The organism is Helicobacter ibis (genome assembly GCF_027859255.1).
GTDB classification, from domain to species: domain Bacteria; phylum Campylobacterota; class Campylobacteria; order Campylobacterales; family Helicobacteraceae; genus Helicobacter_D; species Helicobacter_D ibis.
In genome coordinates this window covers 256,433-271,809 of record NZ_JAQHXR010000001.1, presented here as the reverse complement: position 1 = coordinate 271,809, position 15,377 = coordinate 256,433, and the positions used below count along the sequence as shown (strand labels likewise).

The window sequence follows — 15,377 nt, the reverse complement described above, 5'->3', positions numbered from 1 at the left end:
GTAACTTTATAATATATCCTTACAATTATTCTTGTTCTTTATTTTCTTGTGGATTTACAACCTTACCCCACATCATTTTATACTTTCTTTTTAGAAATTCAATTTCCTCTTGTGCTACTCTTAACTGCTCTCTTAAGAGTGCTATTGTCTTTTTATCGTCTTCATATACCTCTTGAGTATTAAATAATGCGTCTTTTAGAAATTGATTCTCACTTTTTATGCTACTTATTGTCTCTTCTTTTGAGGTCATCACTTTTTCATGCAAACTTAAAATTGTCCCTATTGTTTTTTCTACAAATTCACTATCAACAGAAGATCCTTGAGATGAGCTATCAACCATTACTGCATTACCACTACTAACCACAACAGCCTTTGCACTACTGCTTGCATCTATGTAGAATTTGCCATCTTTTTGCATACCCTTTAGCTCACCATTTGAGACCATCTTTAGCACTTTTTCTTTTTCTAATTTAGAAATTTGAACAAACTCATCAATTACTACCCAAGATTCCATAATGATCCCTATAAAATTACTTCAATATCACTAGAATCTAATTCTACATTTTTAGCTTTCATAACTCTATCTTCTCTTAATTTACCTTCTAGCTCAGAATTACTCAATGCTAAAATTTGCATAGCTAGATAAGCACTATTGACAGCACCAGTTTTACCTAATGCAACAGTCCCAACTGGCATACCAGAAGGCATTTGAACAGTTGAAAGCAAAGAATCTAATCCATCCAATGCACCTCCCTTTAGAGGGACACCTATTACAGGCTTTGTAGTCATTGAAGCTACTGCTCCTGCTAGATGTGCTGCCATTCCAGCAGCTGCGATAAATACCTTAGCACCCTTTTCTTCAGCACTTTTGATATAATCCTTTGTCCTTTGTGGACTTCTGTGTGCAGAGCTAATAATCACCTCATAAGGAACATCAAATTTCTTTAACACAGACACACACTCGCTCATAACATTATAATCACTCTTGCTTCCCATTAAAATTGCCACAAACTCCATAATATTCTCCTATTTTATAAAGATTCTGCATAAGGTTTTTTCTGTGCTTTAATCCTTACTATTCTTGCACCTTCAGTTGCTAATACTTCATAAGTGCAATATTCATCATCGATAATATCACCAACAACTGGCATTCTCTCTAGCAAATTAAATACATAACCACCAATTGTTACTTGCTCTGTATCTTCAAAAGAGATACCAATTACATCAGCAACCCTCTCTAAATCAAGCATACCATCAAAAGAATAACAATCTTCATCTATCTTATGATAGTCATCATTTTTTTCATCATGCTCATCTGATATATCACCAATAACTTCCTCTAGTATATCCTCCATAGTTAAAAGTCCAGCAGTCCCACCATACTCATCAACTACAAGTGCAGTATGAATCTGTCTTCGCTTCATCTGTGTAAGAATATTCGATATAGAAGCACTCTCTGGCACAATTATTATCTCTCGTACTAATTTTTCTAGTTCTTCTGAAGGATTTGAAGAAAGCATAGTTTCCAATAAATCACGCAAATGAATCATGCCAATTATATTATCCTTACCATCTTTGCAATATGGGTATCTTGTATGCTTTGTTGATGTTACTATATGCATATTTTCTTCATAGCTATTATCATCATACAGACATATCATATCTTTTCTAGGCGTCATTATCTCTCTAGCTATAGTATCAGAGAAACTAACTGCATTTTGTATTATTTCATTTTCTATTGTGTCTAAATAACCACCTTTAAGGGATTCGCCTACAATAATCTTTAACTCTTCTTCAGAATGAACACTCTCTTCACCTTCACTAGCTGGTTTTATATTCATTCTATGCAATATAAAAATGGCTAAAAAATCAAATATTTTAATTAGAGGAAAAAACAACAACCAAAACAAATGCAATGGTCTAGCTATTATAAGTGTGCATTTTTCAGCCTTTGCTATAGCTATGGATTTTGGAACAATTTCACCCACTACAACATGCAATAGCGTTATAAAGCTAAATGCAATTACAAAACTAACAGAATGCAATAACACAAGATTATCACTAATAAAATATTTAAAAGGTGTTTCAAGTAACCTAGCAATGGCAGGCTCACCAATCCAACCAAGCCCCAAAGATGAAAGAGTAATTCCAAGTTGTGTAGCAGAAAGATAAGAATCTAATTTTCCTGTAATTTTCAAAGCCAACTTAGCACCAGATACATCACGCTTAACAAGCTCCTCTAATCTAGAGCGTCTAATTTTAACAATAGCAAATTCAGAAAGAACAAAAAAACCATTAAGAAGAACAAGAAATAAAGCAAGTATAGACAAAATAACCGACTGGGGTTCCAAAAATGACTCCTTTTAAAAAAGTAAAATGTAATATGCACTATTTTAACACACTTTTTTATGTATCTTCCATTTCTTTTATAAATACTTCGTTAATTCCTCTGCTAAGCCCCATTCCAAACAACAAAATAGTCCATGAAAGATAAACCCAAATAAACAAAAAAAGCACTATACTAAAAGAACCATAAAGAGTTAAATATGCTTTGTTATAAAACACATAATACACAAAGCCATGCTTACACAATGACCATAAAACTGCAGTAACAAGAGAGCTTGTAATTGTATTTTTCGTGCTAATTTTGGTGTTTGCAGAAATCTTAAACAAAATAAAAAATAAAATCCAAGTAATAAAATATGGAAGCAATGTGTATAAAAAACTAAATAATTTCGTATATCCAAGAGAATCTAAATAAATATAAGCCTTAGCACTAAAATACATAGAAAATAAAATACCAATAGGAAAAAGCGTCATACAAGTCCAATACACAGACAATGAATCCCAAAAGCCTCTAGCATTAGAATGAAAAATCTTAGAAGCTATAAATTGATAGTTTCTAAAAAATAAAATTGAAGTTATAAATGCATACAAAAGCCCCATTCCACCAAGCTTCAACGAGTTTTTTAAAAAACTATCAATATATCCTAAAAATACATCAGAATGAGTAGGTATAAAATTTGTAACAACTAAATTTTTAAAATGCTCTAAATACTTGCTAAATTCAGGCAATGAAGCAACTATTGAAAAAACTATTAAAAGCATTGGCAATAGGGCAAAAATAGTATAAAAACTAAGACTTGCTGCAAAATACAGCAAATCTCCCCTTAAAAACGCATACAAATATCGCAATAACAGATAAATTTTACTTTTTATATCAATTACAACTTCCATAAATCACTCGCAACTAGTTGCAATACTATATCCATAACTTTTGATTCTCTCTACCTCATCTTTTGGAGTATTTCCCTTAGTTGTTAGATAATCACCAAGCACAACAGCATTTATGCCACATTCAAATAATTCTTTTTGATTATCTCCAAAGACAAGCTCCCTCCCACCAGCTATCATAAGTCTAGCATTTGGTAAGTATTCCCTAGCTAATCTAACACACTCCAATGCCTCTTGTCTACTCAAAATCTCCTTGCTTAATGGCAATGCACCATTTGGCATAAAGAAATTCACAGGAGAGCTATGTGGATTTAAGGTTTGCAAAGCATACAATAAATCCGTTCTATCCTGCCAAGTTTCTCCCATTCCAAAAATTCCACCACTGCATAACCCAAGCCCAACTTCTAATGCATTCTCACAAGTTTCATATCTTTCTTCCCAGCTATGAGTTGTGCATATATTTGGGAAAAATCCCTTAGAAGCCTCAAGGTTATGATTATAGCTTGCAATGCCAGAATCTTTTAGCTCTTTTAATGCTTCTTTAGTAGCAATTCCATTACAGCCAATTAGGTGTAAATGTAGCCCAGAATCCAAAATTGCCCTTGCAACCTTGCTTATATATTCCACCCTTTTATCATCTAAATTTCTACCACTAGTTACAAGGCAGAATCCCAAAGCACCATTTTCACTAGCAACCTTTGCTTCATGCAATATTTGCTCCAATGGTTTTAATTTATATCTATCTATATCAGCGTTAAATTTAGCACTCTGTGTGCAATACGCGCAATCTTCAGCACAAGACCCACTAGAAACATTTGATATTGTGCATAAAAAAATATCTTTCATACTATTCCTTTATTAGCTCATTTTTACCATTAAAATCCCTAAGATTCACACTAATATTTTCTAAATAAAATACAGCAAAATTAGGATTATGAATATCTTTGTATATATTCTTTACCAACTCATATTTATTAAACATGGCCTCTTTTACTTTTAAATCATCACTAAATTTTGCATTACCTCTTATTCTAAGCCATGCACTCCCATCATTATTGCAAGATGATAGCTCAATGCCACTATGATTGCTTATATGCTTATATAGATTCTTATCCTTTGCAGTACAGAAATATAATTTATTATCCATATATAATGGAGAGTGAAAAGGTCTTACCCTAGGATTCCCGCATGTTCCAAGAGTTGCTAAAAATGTAGGATATTTATCCAAAAATTCTAAAATTTCATTAGTCATTTTCTTCCTTTATTATTCTTTCCTTACATGATATACATTCATACACTTCCTTGCCCCTATATGTCCTACTAGCCATTAAAAAGTCGCACTTTGGACATTTTTTATTAGTTGGCTTAAAGTTTGAAATAAAGTCGCATTTAGGGTAATTTGCACAACCATAAAACATTCCTCTCTTGCTTCTTCTTTGTAATATTTCACCACCACATTTAGGGCATTTGATATCCAAAGATTCTTGCTTTGTTAGTGTTTTTGTATTTTTGCATTTAGGATATCCACTACATGCGATAAACTCACCATTTCTACCAACTTTCTTAATCATAGGAAGTCCGCATTTTTCGCACTCGCCAAAGCTTTCTACTTCTTTTGCAGTTTCTTGTTTTTCTTCCTTTTTGATAAACTTGCACTTTGGATATCCGCTACAACCTACAAACTCTCCATATCTACTACTTCTTTTAACTAGCTCCTTACCACACATTGGGCATTCCTCACCAGTTGGCAGTGCTAATTTTTGACTTTTTATACTTGTTTTGCCTGATTTTATCTTATCTATAAATGGCTCATAGAATCTACATAATAATTCTTGCCAATCTTGTTTACCATCTGCTATATCATCTAACTTTTCTTCTAAATTAGCAGTAAATTTAGAATCTACAATCTCGAAAAAATGCTCTTCTAGTAGCTCGACTACCTTAAATGCTATCTCTTGTGGTTTTATTTGCTTTTTTTCTATGCTTATATAATCTCTATTGCTTAGTAGAGTAATAGTAGGTGCATATGTGCTTGGGCGACCTATACCTAAAGATTCTAGGGTTTTTATCATACTTGCTTCTGAAAATCTAGCAGGAGGTTCTGTTTCATGCTTAACTGCTTTGCACTCTTTTAACTCTAATATCTCACCAACTTTGAAATTTGGCAAGATATTATCCTTATCTTCATTGCCAAGCACCTTATAAAAGCCATCAAAAACCAACTTCCTACCACTTGCTTTAAGCTTTGCATTATCACTTGCAATAAAAATATTTTGAGAATCAAATTCTGCATCAGTCATTTGAGAAGCCAAGAATCTCTTATAAATCAAACTATACAATCTTAATTCATCATTCTTTAAATATTGTGTTGCTATTTCTGGTGTAAATTCAAGTAATGTCGGACGAATCGCCTCGTGTGCTTCTTGTGCTCCTTTGCTTTTTGTGGTATATATTTTTGGCTTTTGAGGGACATATTTATCTCCATATTGCTTTTTAATCAAGCTTCTAGCCTCATCTTGTGCTACTTTAGCTATATTTAGACTATCTGTTCTCATATAAGTAATAACGCCCATGGTCCCCTTGTGCGTCATAACCCCCTCATACAATCTCTGTGCATTCTGCATTGTGCGAGATGGTGAGAATCCCAAAATAGAACTTGCACTTTGTTGCAAAGTAGAAGTCATAAAAGGCGGTGGAGTTGCGGATTTTTTCTTTTTGTTTTCTATATTTATAATGCTAAACTTTGAATTTTTTATGGATTCTACAATGCAATTAGCCTCTTTTTTATCTTGCAAAGATAGCTTTTGAATCTTTTCTCCATTATATTCTACTAGCTCAAAGGGTGTGCTTGGCAACATTATAGTATCAATTGTATAGTATGTTATTGGCTTAAAATTTAGTATTTCTTTTTCTCTATCTACTATTATTTTTAATGCACTACTTTGCACCCTACCAGCACTTAATCCTCTTTGAATCTTGCTTGAGATAAGTGGGCTTAAATTATATCCCACAAGCCTATCTAAGAGCCTTCTTGCTTGTTGTGCATTAACTTTATCCATATCTATATGTCTAGGAGACTTTAATGAATCTAAAATAGCACTTTTTGTAATCTCGTGAAATACGATTCTAGGCAATAAATCTGGCTTCTTACCTATTGCAACTGCTATATGATAGCCTATTGCTTCACCTTCTCTATCCTCATCAGTTGCGATATAGACTGCTTTAGATTTTTTAGTTAGCTTTATTAGCTCATCAACTATGCTTTTATGGTCGCTATCAATGGTATATTCAGGTATAAACTCTCCTGCTTCATATTTAATTCCCATCGTTCTTTTTGGCAAATCCCTAATATGCCCTTTTGAAGCAATAACCTCATAATCTTTGCCCAAAAACTGCTTAATTGTTTTTGCTTTTGTTGGAGATTCAACTATTATTAAATTTTTCACAACACTTCCCTAAAACACAATATTTTTGACAATAATACAAAATCTATAATAAATCAATTTTTAAGATTTTAGAAAATCATTGTATATTTCTTTGCCAATTTGTGTGCGTGCAAATGCGATAAAATAGTTATTTCTTATGCTTTCTTTGTTATATTTTAGCTTCTCTTTGCTAACACAATCTAGCATAACACCACCAGATTCTTCTAATATCACATCACATGCTGCCATATCCCACTCGCTTGTGCCATTGAATCTAGGATATAAATCAGCCTTACCAGCTGCAAGAGAACACACCTTTAAAGAAGAACCACACTTGAGTGTTTTTAAATTATATTTTTTAAAAAACTCTAAAGTCTCCTCTGTGCTATGAAAAACAGAATCACAAGCCAAAAGACTATCATCTTTTACTATTCTATCGCCATTTAGCTTTATTTTATTACTCTTTATAAATTCAATACTATTGCTATTTTCTACATTCATCATATACGCACCATGACCACTTAATGCAAAATACAACTCATAAAATGCAGGTGCATACACAACCCCTAAAATGGGTCTATTCTTATGTATCAATGCTATATTTATAGTAAAGCCACCATTTTTAGCCAGAAAATCCTTAGTGCCATCTAGTGGATCTATAAGCCAATAATAATCTAGATTTTTTCTTTGTTCATACTCCAAAATAGCCTCTTCAGAACATATCTTATATCCAAACTCTTGCAAAGAATCTGTAATATATTCATTAGATTCCAAATCAGCTTTAGTAAGAGGGGAATCATCACTCTTTAAATCATATGTGCAATTCCCATAATATTTCATAGTTATAAATCCAGCTCTAATTGCAATTTGTGCAACTTTATATAACATTTCTATATTATTTTCCATTTATAACAATCTCCAAATCACTCTTAAAATCAATTTCACACCAATTACCCTCTATAAACACCGGGTTTGCATTATTGTATTTATCTATAATTCTTTGCAAAAAGCTAGTCATATACATATTATCAAAATCTTTTCCATCATACATATCATAGCGATTTAGAGAATCATAAAACTTAACAACATCACTTAAAAATTTATAAGACATTTTAAAAAGCCCTGTATATTGCCCTTCTATATCATCATAGCTACTTGCTTTCTTGCCTAATTCTACTATTTTTCCATTTTTAATCTTTAAACTCTCAGCATCATCTAATGGATTAGCAAATCGTCTCTCCCACAAGCTTCTCCAAGCTTTATCAACAACGATATTTAGCTCTCCAATAGAATCTTTTAACTTAGATATAGTATCGCTAAAATACACAATATCTGCATATGAGATAATTAAATCACTCTTAGTGCTAATGCAAGATTCCAAAAACTCTCTAGCACAAAACATTGTGCTAACCATATTTGTCTTATCGTATTTTTTGTTTTCATAAAATGCAGCAATGTCAAATTTATGCAAATAACTCTTTAAAGTATCAAATAAATATCCACCAACAACGGCAACCTCACAAATACCAGCCTTCTTTAAAGCCTCTATTTCATAATCTATTATTTTCCTACCATTATACTCAACCATACATTTTGGATTATTTTCTGTCAAAGGCAGAAGTCTAGAGCCAAATCCAGCAGCTAATATCAATGCTTTCATAACTTTTCCTAATTAGAATCTTTAAGTTATAAAATTATAGCAAGATAGTTAATTATTCACCTGCTAATATCTTATCTATTTGCTCACATATGTAATCACTAGACTTTAGTGGATTAAACAATATTTCATCTCTAAATTCTTGGATTTTTTGCTTGTAAGATTCAAAGTCTATATTTTCTATCATTTCTCCTAATTGCTTAAAATTACTAGCAAGCCCACCAATTTTTTGAAAACTTTCATTATACACTGGTATATTATTGTATGGTGCAATGCAAAATGAAGGTCTAAGGGTGCTAAAACTATAAGTAAAGGCACTAGTGCTATAATCTGTAATGATAAAATCACTAAAATTACAAAACACATTTCCATCTGTCATATCAATAGAGATTCTTTTGTTATTTTCATACTTCTTCTTTATTAGTGAATATATTATGTGATTGTTCTTTGAATTCATAGGATGTGCTCTATAACTTATGTTATAACTAGTATTTTCAAGTAACCATTCTAAAATAGAGCTTTCAAATCCAGCTACCAAGTTTGTGGTTTTTAAATCATTTGAACTAACAAACTTCAAAGTAGATATATAAGAAATGATATTTTTAGATTCATGTTTATAATTTGAAATTGCAAAATCTAGCTTTGGATATCCACATTCTAGTAGTTTTGCTTTATTACCAGCTTTTTCATATCCATCCTTAGATATAGTTGTTGGGATAATTATATAATCCATAAAACTATCACTAGAGGCAGTTGGCAACAATAAAGAATGTGGTATATACATTTTTTTAACATTCTTATTCAAAAACTCTCTATCAATTTTCCCGTTTTCATATCCAACACCATCAGCAGTAAGTATCAAATCAATTCCATCAATATCTAAATAAAAATAATAGGTTATATTATTATCAAAAAACCTCCAATAAGCTACAATAACTTCATTTACGCTTTTTTCTAGATCATCATGCAACATTTGAGGCACTATTGCTATTACATTATATTTTTTTCTTAACTTTTTTAGTAAAGTACCATATTGACTTCTATATGTATCATAAAAACACATAACAACAATATTTTTCTTATCTTTTTTTAAGACACTCTGTATTTTTTGCTTTAATTCTTTACTATAAAAATCTACTCTATCTTGTGCAGTCATGCTATATCACTTGCTAAGAAATGTTCTATAAAACCTATTTTTCTATCCATATTAGCTTGTATAATATTTCTTAATTCTTTGTGACTATACGCACAATATACACAAGTATTAAGCAATAAATCAAGCCTATCATTTCCAAATTTTGCTTCATCAAACCCATTTAGAAATAAAATACTAGGTCTTTTGCAAAAAAGACTATATGCATATACAATATTTGAAATATCGCTAACTAGAAATGAACTATCAATACCTTCTTTTAAAGAAGAAATTCTTTTGATATTACAATGTTTTATAGAATCTAAAAATTTCTTATTATAGTCTTCTTTAGTATCACAAAAAGGAAGGAATAATATCTCTATATTTGCCCCCCCCCCCGCAGAATCTAAACACTCACATAACGCTATGTCATATCCTAGTGTAGAGTTTGTTATCATAATATCTTTTATTTCTCGTAGGCTTGGAGCATATATTATTTGCATACTCTCTCCTTTACTTTTTTAAACCATATATCAAAAACATCTCTATATTGCATACCACACTCCCTCTCTATGTGCCACATTATAGCATATATATCATGTTGCTTGTGTCTGAAAGCCTCAATGCTACAATCAATCTTAGCCAAAGCTTCTAGTTCATCTCCAAGCTTGGTTATACAATAATTGTGATATGAATTTACCTCATATTCTTTATTATCCACCATTATTTTATGATTACCAACATGCCCACTTTGCCTCTCAAAACTAGAAGAAAAATAATAAGAAATAATCTGTGCTCCATGACATATACCAAGAAGTGGTATTTTGTGTTCTATACATTCTTCAATGATTTTAGATTCATAAGAGTCTCGTTTATTATTTATTCTACTATCATCAATGGTTGATAAATCATTACCACCACTTAAAATAACTCCACTTACATAAGGAATATATCTATTAAACTCTATCTCATAGCTTAGTGGTAACGGCAAATAATCTCTTAAATATTTTCTAAAAAATATTCCCCAATCTAATGCCAAGCCCTCTCTTAGTTCCACATAAGATGAATTTTCCATTAATCTTTGTGAAATTGCTATAAACATATAATTTGCTCACTTTGACAATCAATAGTAATATTGGTTGCTTGTAAATATTTCTTAAAAGATTCCTCTCCTACACCTATTACAGCTGGCATACCAAGTTCTGATGCGCGAATTGCCATATGAGAGTTTGCCCCTCCATAGCAAGTTATAAATCCTGCTATATTTTTTGTAAATAAATAATCATATCCGGGGTCTGCAGCATAAATAAGCACTATTTTACCATCTAAATTAGTATCATTTTCTTTTGCAACATTTGCACTTATACATTTTTGTGATATAAAATTTGGCAACACCATTTGGCTAAAGAATCCAAAAATCTCGCTACTATCCCTTAAGAGTTGTGGCAATTTTAATGCTAAAGTTAGCTCATATTCTTCTTTATGTCTTTTAATCTCATCTAAGAATCTATTCTTTGGGCTTTTAGAATATAGCGAAGAATATAAAGTTAAGATATTTTTAATATCAAGATGTGCCATATCCTCCTTATCTATTCCATAATATTCACCAAGCTCACCTATTAGCTTTAATGCCATTGACAGTAACTTTGTAAATTCAAACTTTGCATATTCCCTACCTTCAATGGCTACTTTTAAAAATTTAAAAAACTCATCTACATTCATGCTAAGACCATTTTCACTTAATATTTCTTCTAGTTTTGCTTTTCTGTCATCAGCGATACTAAACTCAACATGACTATTCTTAATCACTTTAACATCACTAAAATACTCACTAAAAGCCTCATCATATCTAGGAGATAAAATATTATAAGTCCCCGCTCTTAAATGACCAAAGTCTCTTAAAAACCCTTCTTTATCTTTTAAATCATAATTACTCAACTTTTTACTAATTGTATTTAGAGAATTCAAAAAAGTATTCTTTTCATCAATACTAAAAAATCCAATCTCGACCAAAGAATTAAGTAAAGAAATAGCAATAAACCCTGCCCTAGCAATCCCAGCAAATGGTAAAGTTCCATATCTCTTTGTTGATTCTAAAAGCCAATAAATCTTATCAATATTTGAAAGATTAGAATTTAAAATTTCATCATAATAAAAAACTAATTTTTTTATCTTTTTTATATCTTTTAAATATAAACCCTTTTTGTGCTTAATTATTAAATTTGTAAGATTTAGCAGTGAAAACTCTAGTCTTTTAATTTCATTTTCATTAAATCCGTGTTGTAATAATTGCTCTAATTTCTTAGGGGTATTAAAGTCATAGCATGAAAATACAATATCAAACTCTATCTTATCATGTAAATGTGGGGATTTGGAAAGTTTATCCAAATAATAATTCACAAGTTTATTGGCAATATTTTTATCTAAACTTTTTGGGATAAAAGAATTAAAAGAAAGTCTAACATCAATATATGGAATCCCTAAGAATGAATGCATAAGTGGGTGAGATCGTAAATTTAAATATCCATAATTATCCCTTTGATATGCCCAAATATTATCAGTGACAATTTCTTTATAGAGACTTAATGCTAATCTTTTTGGCTTTAGCCCTATTATTTCTGCTGGATTCCAATCAGGCATAACGCCAAAAATAGCCCTATCTCCAAAGACATCAGGTGTGGCTTTTTGTAGGCTTACAAATCGCTTCTCGAGCCTCTCTAGTGCTTCTAGTGGTAATGCATTAAATAAATTTTCCTTATTCTCCATTACCAATGGACGCACTTGAAAACAATAAAGCTTTCCTTTAGATATGGCAAACTCTATATCTAATGCCTTATATTCATATAGAGATTCAAGCTCTAATATCATTTCTATTATTTTTTTTAAATTTTCATTCTTTGGAGGCTTAGAATTTCGATAATGAAAATAGCTAACAATATCGTTGCTACTACCATCTGTTATTGCACTATTTGACCCACTAGTATCATATTGTATGCAAAAATATGGTGCAAAATTATCTTTATCTACACTAAATGCGACTCCACATATTTCTATATCATCAAGCATTGTTTGAACAAGAATCTCATCATCAAAATTTGGCATAGAATCTGCAACTTTTTTTAATGCTTCTTTTAGATTCTCCTCTCTTACATTTGCTATACTTAAAAATGCACCAGCATTTGACTCTATCTTGCTATCCTCACTTTTTGATGAACTACGAACTATAAATTTATCTCCAAGCTTTAAGATTTTATCTTTTAATAATTCAAAATCACTTTCTACTTCTTTTAGATTAGTAATCAAAAGTGGCAAAATTTCTCCACTCTTTAAAATGCTTTGTAGATTTTTTAGATTCTGTGCTTTTGAGGCAAATTTAACACTCATCATCTTCCCCTATCTTACTAATTATAAAATCAGCTATAAACTCACTAGCACAACCTAAATTAAAAACTTCTTCTTCTCTAAAGATAGCAATCTCCTTAGCCTTCTTGTTACTGATTGTTCTGCTTTGTGCTTTTATATTTTTTATGATTTTTATAGCCTCATCACAATTATTTGCTTTAACATGTATTTTGCTATTAAAAAACGATACGCCATTATAGCAGTTATTAGGAGATACCATACCACTTACAAGTAAAATTGCAGGTTTTAGAGTAGTTAGAGGAAATGTATAAACTAAGCTAGAATAATCCCCAAGTAACAAGGCACAATCATACATAATTTTTACACTTAATTTTTTAGAAGAATCATAAATAAACCAATCCTTATTTTGATATTTTTCTGCAATTTTTTGACTTTCTTGCACCAAAATTCTCCCAGGATATGGACGAAAATATACTTTTGTATTTATAAATTCTCTCTCAAACTTATCTAAAAGCTCTTCTACTACCCTTAGATTTTCAATGCTATTTACGGAGACCAAAATATTGCCCCCCCCCGCAGAGATTATGTGTAGATAGATAGTTTTTATATTCTTTTAGATTTATATCCAAACTAGGATATCCACCGCATATAAGCTCATGCTCATACCCAAGATTCCTAACTTCTTTTTCAAAAATTTTATAATTTGACTTTGTGCTAATTATTCTATAACCATTAATCCCAACCCTGCGCTTAAAGAAAAATGCATCTAATGGTCGATTCCTCTGAAATAATGAAGCAATAGGATCAATAATAGCATGAGGAACATATATGTATTTGCTACCGATATTTGGTGTATTATGTGGCATAAGACATGTTACAACGAATCTAAAAACACTCAAAAAGCATCCGAAATAGCTATTAAAAATTGGAATAAATATACATTTATCTCCAAAGAGTTCTTTTTCTTTTAAATAAAACTCTTCCTCACCATAAATATAAATAGTATCAACCCCCTTACTTTCCAAAATTTCTGCAATATTTCCTAAATGCTTATTATTACCAAATGTAGTCCTAGTAATTCCTATGCTATTTTTAAAATGCGGAAACTTCTTAGCATAATGATTGTTGATTTTCTCAACAATATTTAAAAATGAACAATAAAATACAGAATCTTTTTTCAAAGATATAAAAAAATGCAAAACAAAATAAGCTAGATATGTTAAAGCTAAAAACTCGTCATCTCTTTTATTTTCATATATTTTATTTATTTCAATATTATTTAACAAAATTAACATTAAAGATTCTAGCTCTTCTATTCCATTGTGATACGGAATATTTAAAATATCAGCATTATTTGACAATCTTTCATATAATTTAGAATCTTGATGCACTATCCACAATTTTCCATTTTTTAATATCTCTTCTTTTAATGATTGCAAACTTGTCTCACAAAAACTATCATCAACGAATTTTATATTCATTGAGACAATATTTTGCCTTTGAAGTTCTTGCATTATTACAAATAGGCTTTGAGTATCTTCACCCTTAGGGTAAAGATATATAGTTTCACACTTTTTTAGCACTCCAGCACCTTGTTGTGTATTTTATGTCAAATTCTTTTGGAAGTTGCTCTTGCATTTTATCTGCAATCTTAGAAAACAATTCCTGACCTTCTATTGTTTCTAAATCCCAATAAGGATTCTTAACGCTTCTCCAAGCATTGATATAATTTTCTATACTTTGATGAAAATAAAAATCTTCCTCGATATAAATAATATTATCAAACATATTTTTATGCTGTTCAATAATGCTTCTTTGCTCCTCTCGTCTTACACCTCGTGTATAATTTGGAACAAATTCTAAGATAATGCTTTCTGCTTTCTCTTGTATAGTATCTTCTAAATCTCTATGATTCCACATACATGAAAAATAGCAATCTTTCTTTAGTAGTCTATATGCTTCTTTTAATGCCTCAATTCTATCCATAACATTAAAGCTACTCCCAAATGTAACCCAATCAAACTCTCCACTTTTAAGAGTAGAATCAATCCCTGTCGCTCTAACCCACTCTATATTTTGACCATTAGTTCTTTCAATACCTATTTCTCTCATAGCATCATTTGGTTCCACTGACACAACTTTGCATTCTCTCTCTAAAAGCATAATACTTAAATTACCTGTTCCAGCACCAATATCAGCTACTAAAGGAGTTTTTGCCCCCCCCCCCCGCAGAGATTAGCCTAACTAACATATCAATAGTTTTTGGTGCATAATTTGGTCTATAACTATAATATTTAGCATGTTTAGTATAGTCCCACACTTGTTCAACAATTTTTTCCATATTTACTCCTTAAAATAATTTAAAATTAAACTTTTATACTCCTTTCATAAGATTAATCATTTTTGATTAAAGATTTGTTAAGTCTTGATACCTTAAGTAATAAAAAAACACTATAATAAAGACTATGCCCCATACTATAAGGAAGCTATGAAATAGCCATTTAGCCAAATTAGTAACATTAGACACAATAAAGCTCACAATAAAAATCATAATAACTAAATCAAA

The 15,377-nt window shown here is 30.9% G+C and carries 15 protein-coding genes and 1 pseudogene; all 16 read right to left on the bottom strand.

Going from position 1 to position 15,377, the window contains the following annotated elements; genetic code table 11:
* Positions 1 to 25 precede the first annotated feature (25 nt).
* The 16 genes and pseudogenes from PF021_RS01565 to PF021_RS01490 all read right to left on the bottom strand — a co-directional run bounded on the left by PF021_RS01565 (position 26) and on the right by PF021_RS01490 (position 15,152).
* Positions 26 to 514, bottom strand: a complete 489-nt coding sequence (locus tag PF021_RS01565; protein ID WP_271020651.1) for a DUF3972 domain-containing protein — start codon at positions 512 to 514, stop codon at positions 26 to 28.
* A gap of 8 nt (positions 515 to 522) precedes the next feature.
* Positions 523 to 1,017 (bottom strand): 5-(carboxyamino)imidazole ribonucleotide mutase, encoded by a 495-nt coding sequence (purE, locus tag PF021_RS01560; RefSeq protein WP_271020650.1) that lies wholly within the window; start codon positions 1,015 to 1,017, stop codon positions 523 to 525.
* A 14-nt stretch (positions 1,018 to 1,031) separates the two neighbouring features.
* Entirely contained in the window at positions 1,032 to 2,351 is a 1,320-nt protein-coding gene (locus PF021_RS01555; protein ID WP_271020649.1) for a hemolysin family protein, read from the bottom strand.
* 55 nt (positions 2,352 to 2,406) lie between these two features.
* Positions 2,407 to 3,237 carry a YihY family inner membrane protein gene (locus tag PF021_RS01550; RefSeq protein WP_271020648.1) on the bottom strand — a complete coding sequence of 277 codons (831 nt, stop codon included), beginning with the start codon at positions 3,235 to 3,237 and terminating at the stop codon, positions 2,407 to 2,409.
* Positions 3,238 to 3,240: 3 nt separating this feature from the next.
* Positions 3,241 to 4,080 carry a biotin synthase gene (locus tag PF021_RS01545; RefSeq protein WP_271020647.1) on the bottom strand — a complete coding sequence of 280 codons (840 nt, stop codon included), beginning with the start codon at positions 4,078 to 4,080 and terminating at the stop codon, positions 3,241 to 3,243.
* A gap of 1 nt (position 4,081) precedes the next feature.
* Positions 4,082 to 4,486 carry a pyridoxamine 5'-phosphate oxidase family protein gene (locus PF021_RS01540; protein WP_271020646.1) on the bottom strand — a complete coding sequence of 135 codons (405 nt, stop codon included), beginning with the start codon at positions 4,484 to 4,486 and terminating at the stop codon, positions 4,082 to 4,084.
* The gene (gene topA / locus PF021_RS01535) at positions 4,479 to 6,680 is read right to left on the bottom strand and encodes a type I DNA topoisomerase (RefSeq protein WP_271020645.1); all 2,202 of its coding nucleotides are present in this window, start codon (positions 6,678 to 6,680) and stop codon (positions 4,479 to 4,481) included. Before topA ends, PF021_RS01540 begins: the two co-directional genes overlap by 8 nt.
* 60 nt (positions 6,681 to 6,740) lie before the next feature.
* Positions 6,741 to 7,565, bottom strand: a complete 825-nt coding sequence (locus PF021_RS01530) for a 3'(2'),5'-bisphosphate nucleotidase CysQ family protein (protein ID WP_271020644.1) — start codon at positions 7,563 to 7,565, stop codon at positions 6,741 to 6,743.
* Entirely contained in the window at positions 7,555 to 8,319 is a 765-nt protein-coding gene (locus PF021_RS01525; protein WP_271020643.1) for a phosphocholine cytidylyltransferase family protein, read from the bottom strand. The genes PF021_RS01530 and PF021_RS01525 overlap by 11 nt, the downstream gene beginning before the upstream one ends.
* Before the next feature lie 52 nt (positions 8,320 to 8,371).
* On the bottom strand, positions 8,372 to 9,472 hold the full coding sequence (locus PF021_RS01520) for a CDP-glycerol glycerophosphotransferase family protein (protein ID WP_271020642.1): 1,101 nt from the start codon (positions 9,470 to 9,472) through the stop codon (positions 8,372 to 8,374).
* Positions 9,469 to 9,951, bottom strand: a complete 483-nt coding sequence (locus tag PF021_RS01515; RefSeq protein WP_271020641.1) for a hypothetical protein — start codon at positions 9,949 to 9,951, stop codon at positions 9,469 to 9,471. Before PF021_RS01515 ends, PF021_RS01520 begins: the two co-directional genes overlap by 4 nt.
* Positions 9,942 to 10,550: a gamma-glutamyl-CDP-amidate hydrolase gene (locus PF021_RS01510; protein ID WP_271020640.1), complete on the bottom strand. Its 609-nt coding sequence runs from the start codon at positions 10,548 to 10,550 to the stop codon at positions 9,942 to 9,944. The genes PF021_RS01515 and PF021_RS01510 overlap by 10 nt, the downstream gene beginning before the upstream one ends.
* Positions 10,541 to 12,835, bottom strand: a complete 2,295-nt coding sequence (locus PF021_RS01505; protein ID WP_271020639.1) for a PEP-utilizing enzyme — start codon at positions 12,833 to 12,835, stop codon at positions 10,541 to 10,543. Before PF021_RS01505 ends, PF021_RS01510 begins: the two co-directional genes overlap by 10 nt.
* Positions 12,822 to 13,370: a hypothetical protein gene (locus PF021_RS01500; RefSeq protein WP_271020638.1), complete on the bottom strand. Its 549-nt coding sequence runs from the start codon at positions 13,368 to 13,370 to the stop codon at positions 12,822 to 12,824. Before PF021_RS01500 ends, PF021_RS01505 begins: the two co-directional genes overlap by 14 nt.
* Complete coding sequence (locus PF021_RS01495; RefSeq protein ID WP_271020637.1) at positions 13,354 to 14,394, bottom strand: hypothetical protein; 1,041 nt, start codon at positions 14,392 to 14,394, stop codon at positions 13,354 to 13,356. Before PF021_RS01495 ends, PF021_RS01500 begins: the two co-directional genes overlap by 17 nt.
* Positions 14,378 to 15,152, bottom strand: a pseudogene (locus PF021_RS01490) (class I SAM-dependent methyltransferase). Before PF021_RS01490 ends, PF021_RS01495 begins: the two are co-directional and overlap by 17 nt.
* Positions 15,153 to 15,377 lie beyond the last annotated feature (225 nt).

Excerpts from the sequence above, each read along its gene's own strand:
- PF021_RS01565 (WP_271020651.1), bottom strand. The coding sequence starts at position 514 with ATGGAATCTTGGGTAGTAATTGATGAGTTTGTTCAAATTTCTAAATTA.
- purE (WP_271020650.1), bottom strand. The coding sequence starts at position 1,017 with ATGGAGTTTGTGGCAATTTTAATGGGAAGCAAGAGTGATTATAATGTT.
- PF021_RS01550 (WP_271020648.1), bottom strand. The coding sequence starts at position 3,237 with ATGGAAGTTGTAATTGATATAAAAAGTAAAATTTATCTGTTATTGCGA.
- PF021_RS01545 (WP_271020647.1), bottom strand. The coding sequence starts at position 4,080 with ATGAAAGATATTTTTTTATGCACAATATCAAATGTTTCTAGTGGGTCT.
- PF021_RS01540 (WP_271020646.1), bottom strand. The coding sequence starts at position 4,486 with ATGACTAATGAAATTTTAGAATTTTTGGATAAATATCCTACATTTTTA.
- PF021_RS01530 (WP_271020644.1), bottom strand. The coding sequence starts at position 7,565 with ATGGAAAATAATATAGAAATGTTATATAAAGTTGCACAAATTGCAATT.
- PF021_RS01525 (WP_271020643.1), bottom strand. The coding sequence starts at position 8,319 with ATGAAAGCATTGATATTAGCTGCTGGATTTGGCTCTAGACTTCTGCCT.
- PF021_RS01520 (WP_271020642.1), bottom strand. The coding sequence starts at position 9,472 with ATGACTGCACAAGATAGAGTAGATTTTTATAGTAAAGAATTAAAGCAA.
- PF021_RS01515 (WP_271020641.1), bottom strand. The coding sequence starts at position 9,951 with ATGCAAATAATATATGCTCCAAGCCTACGAGAAATAAAAGATATTATG.
- PF021_RS01510 (WP_271020640.1), bottom strand. The coding sequence starts at position 10,550 with ATGTTTATAGCAATTTCACAAAGATTAATGGAAAATTCATCTTATGTG.
- PF021_RS01505 (WP_271020639.1), bottom strand. The coding sequence starts at position 12,835 with ATGATGAGTGTTAAATTTGCCTCAAAAGCACAGAATCTAAAAAATCTA.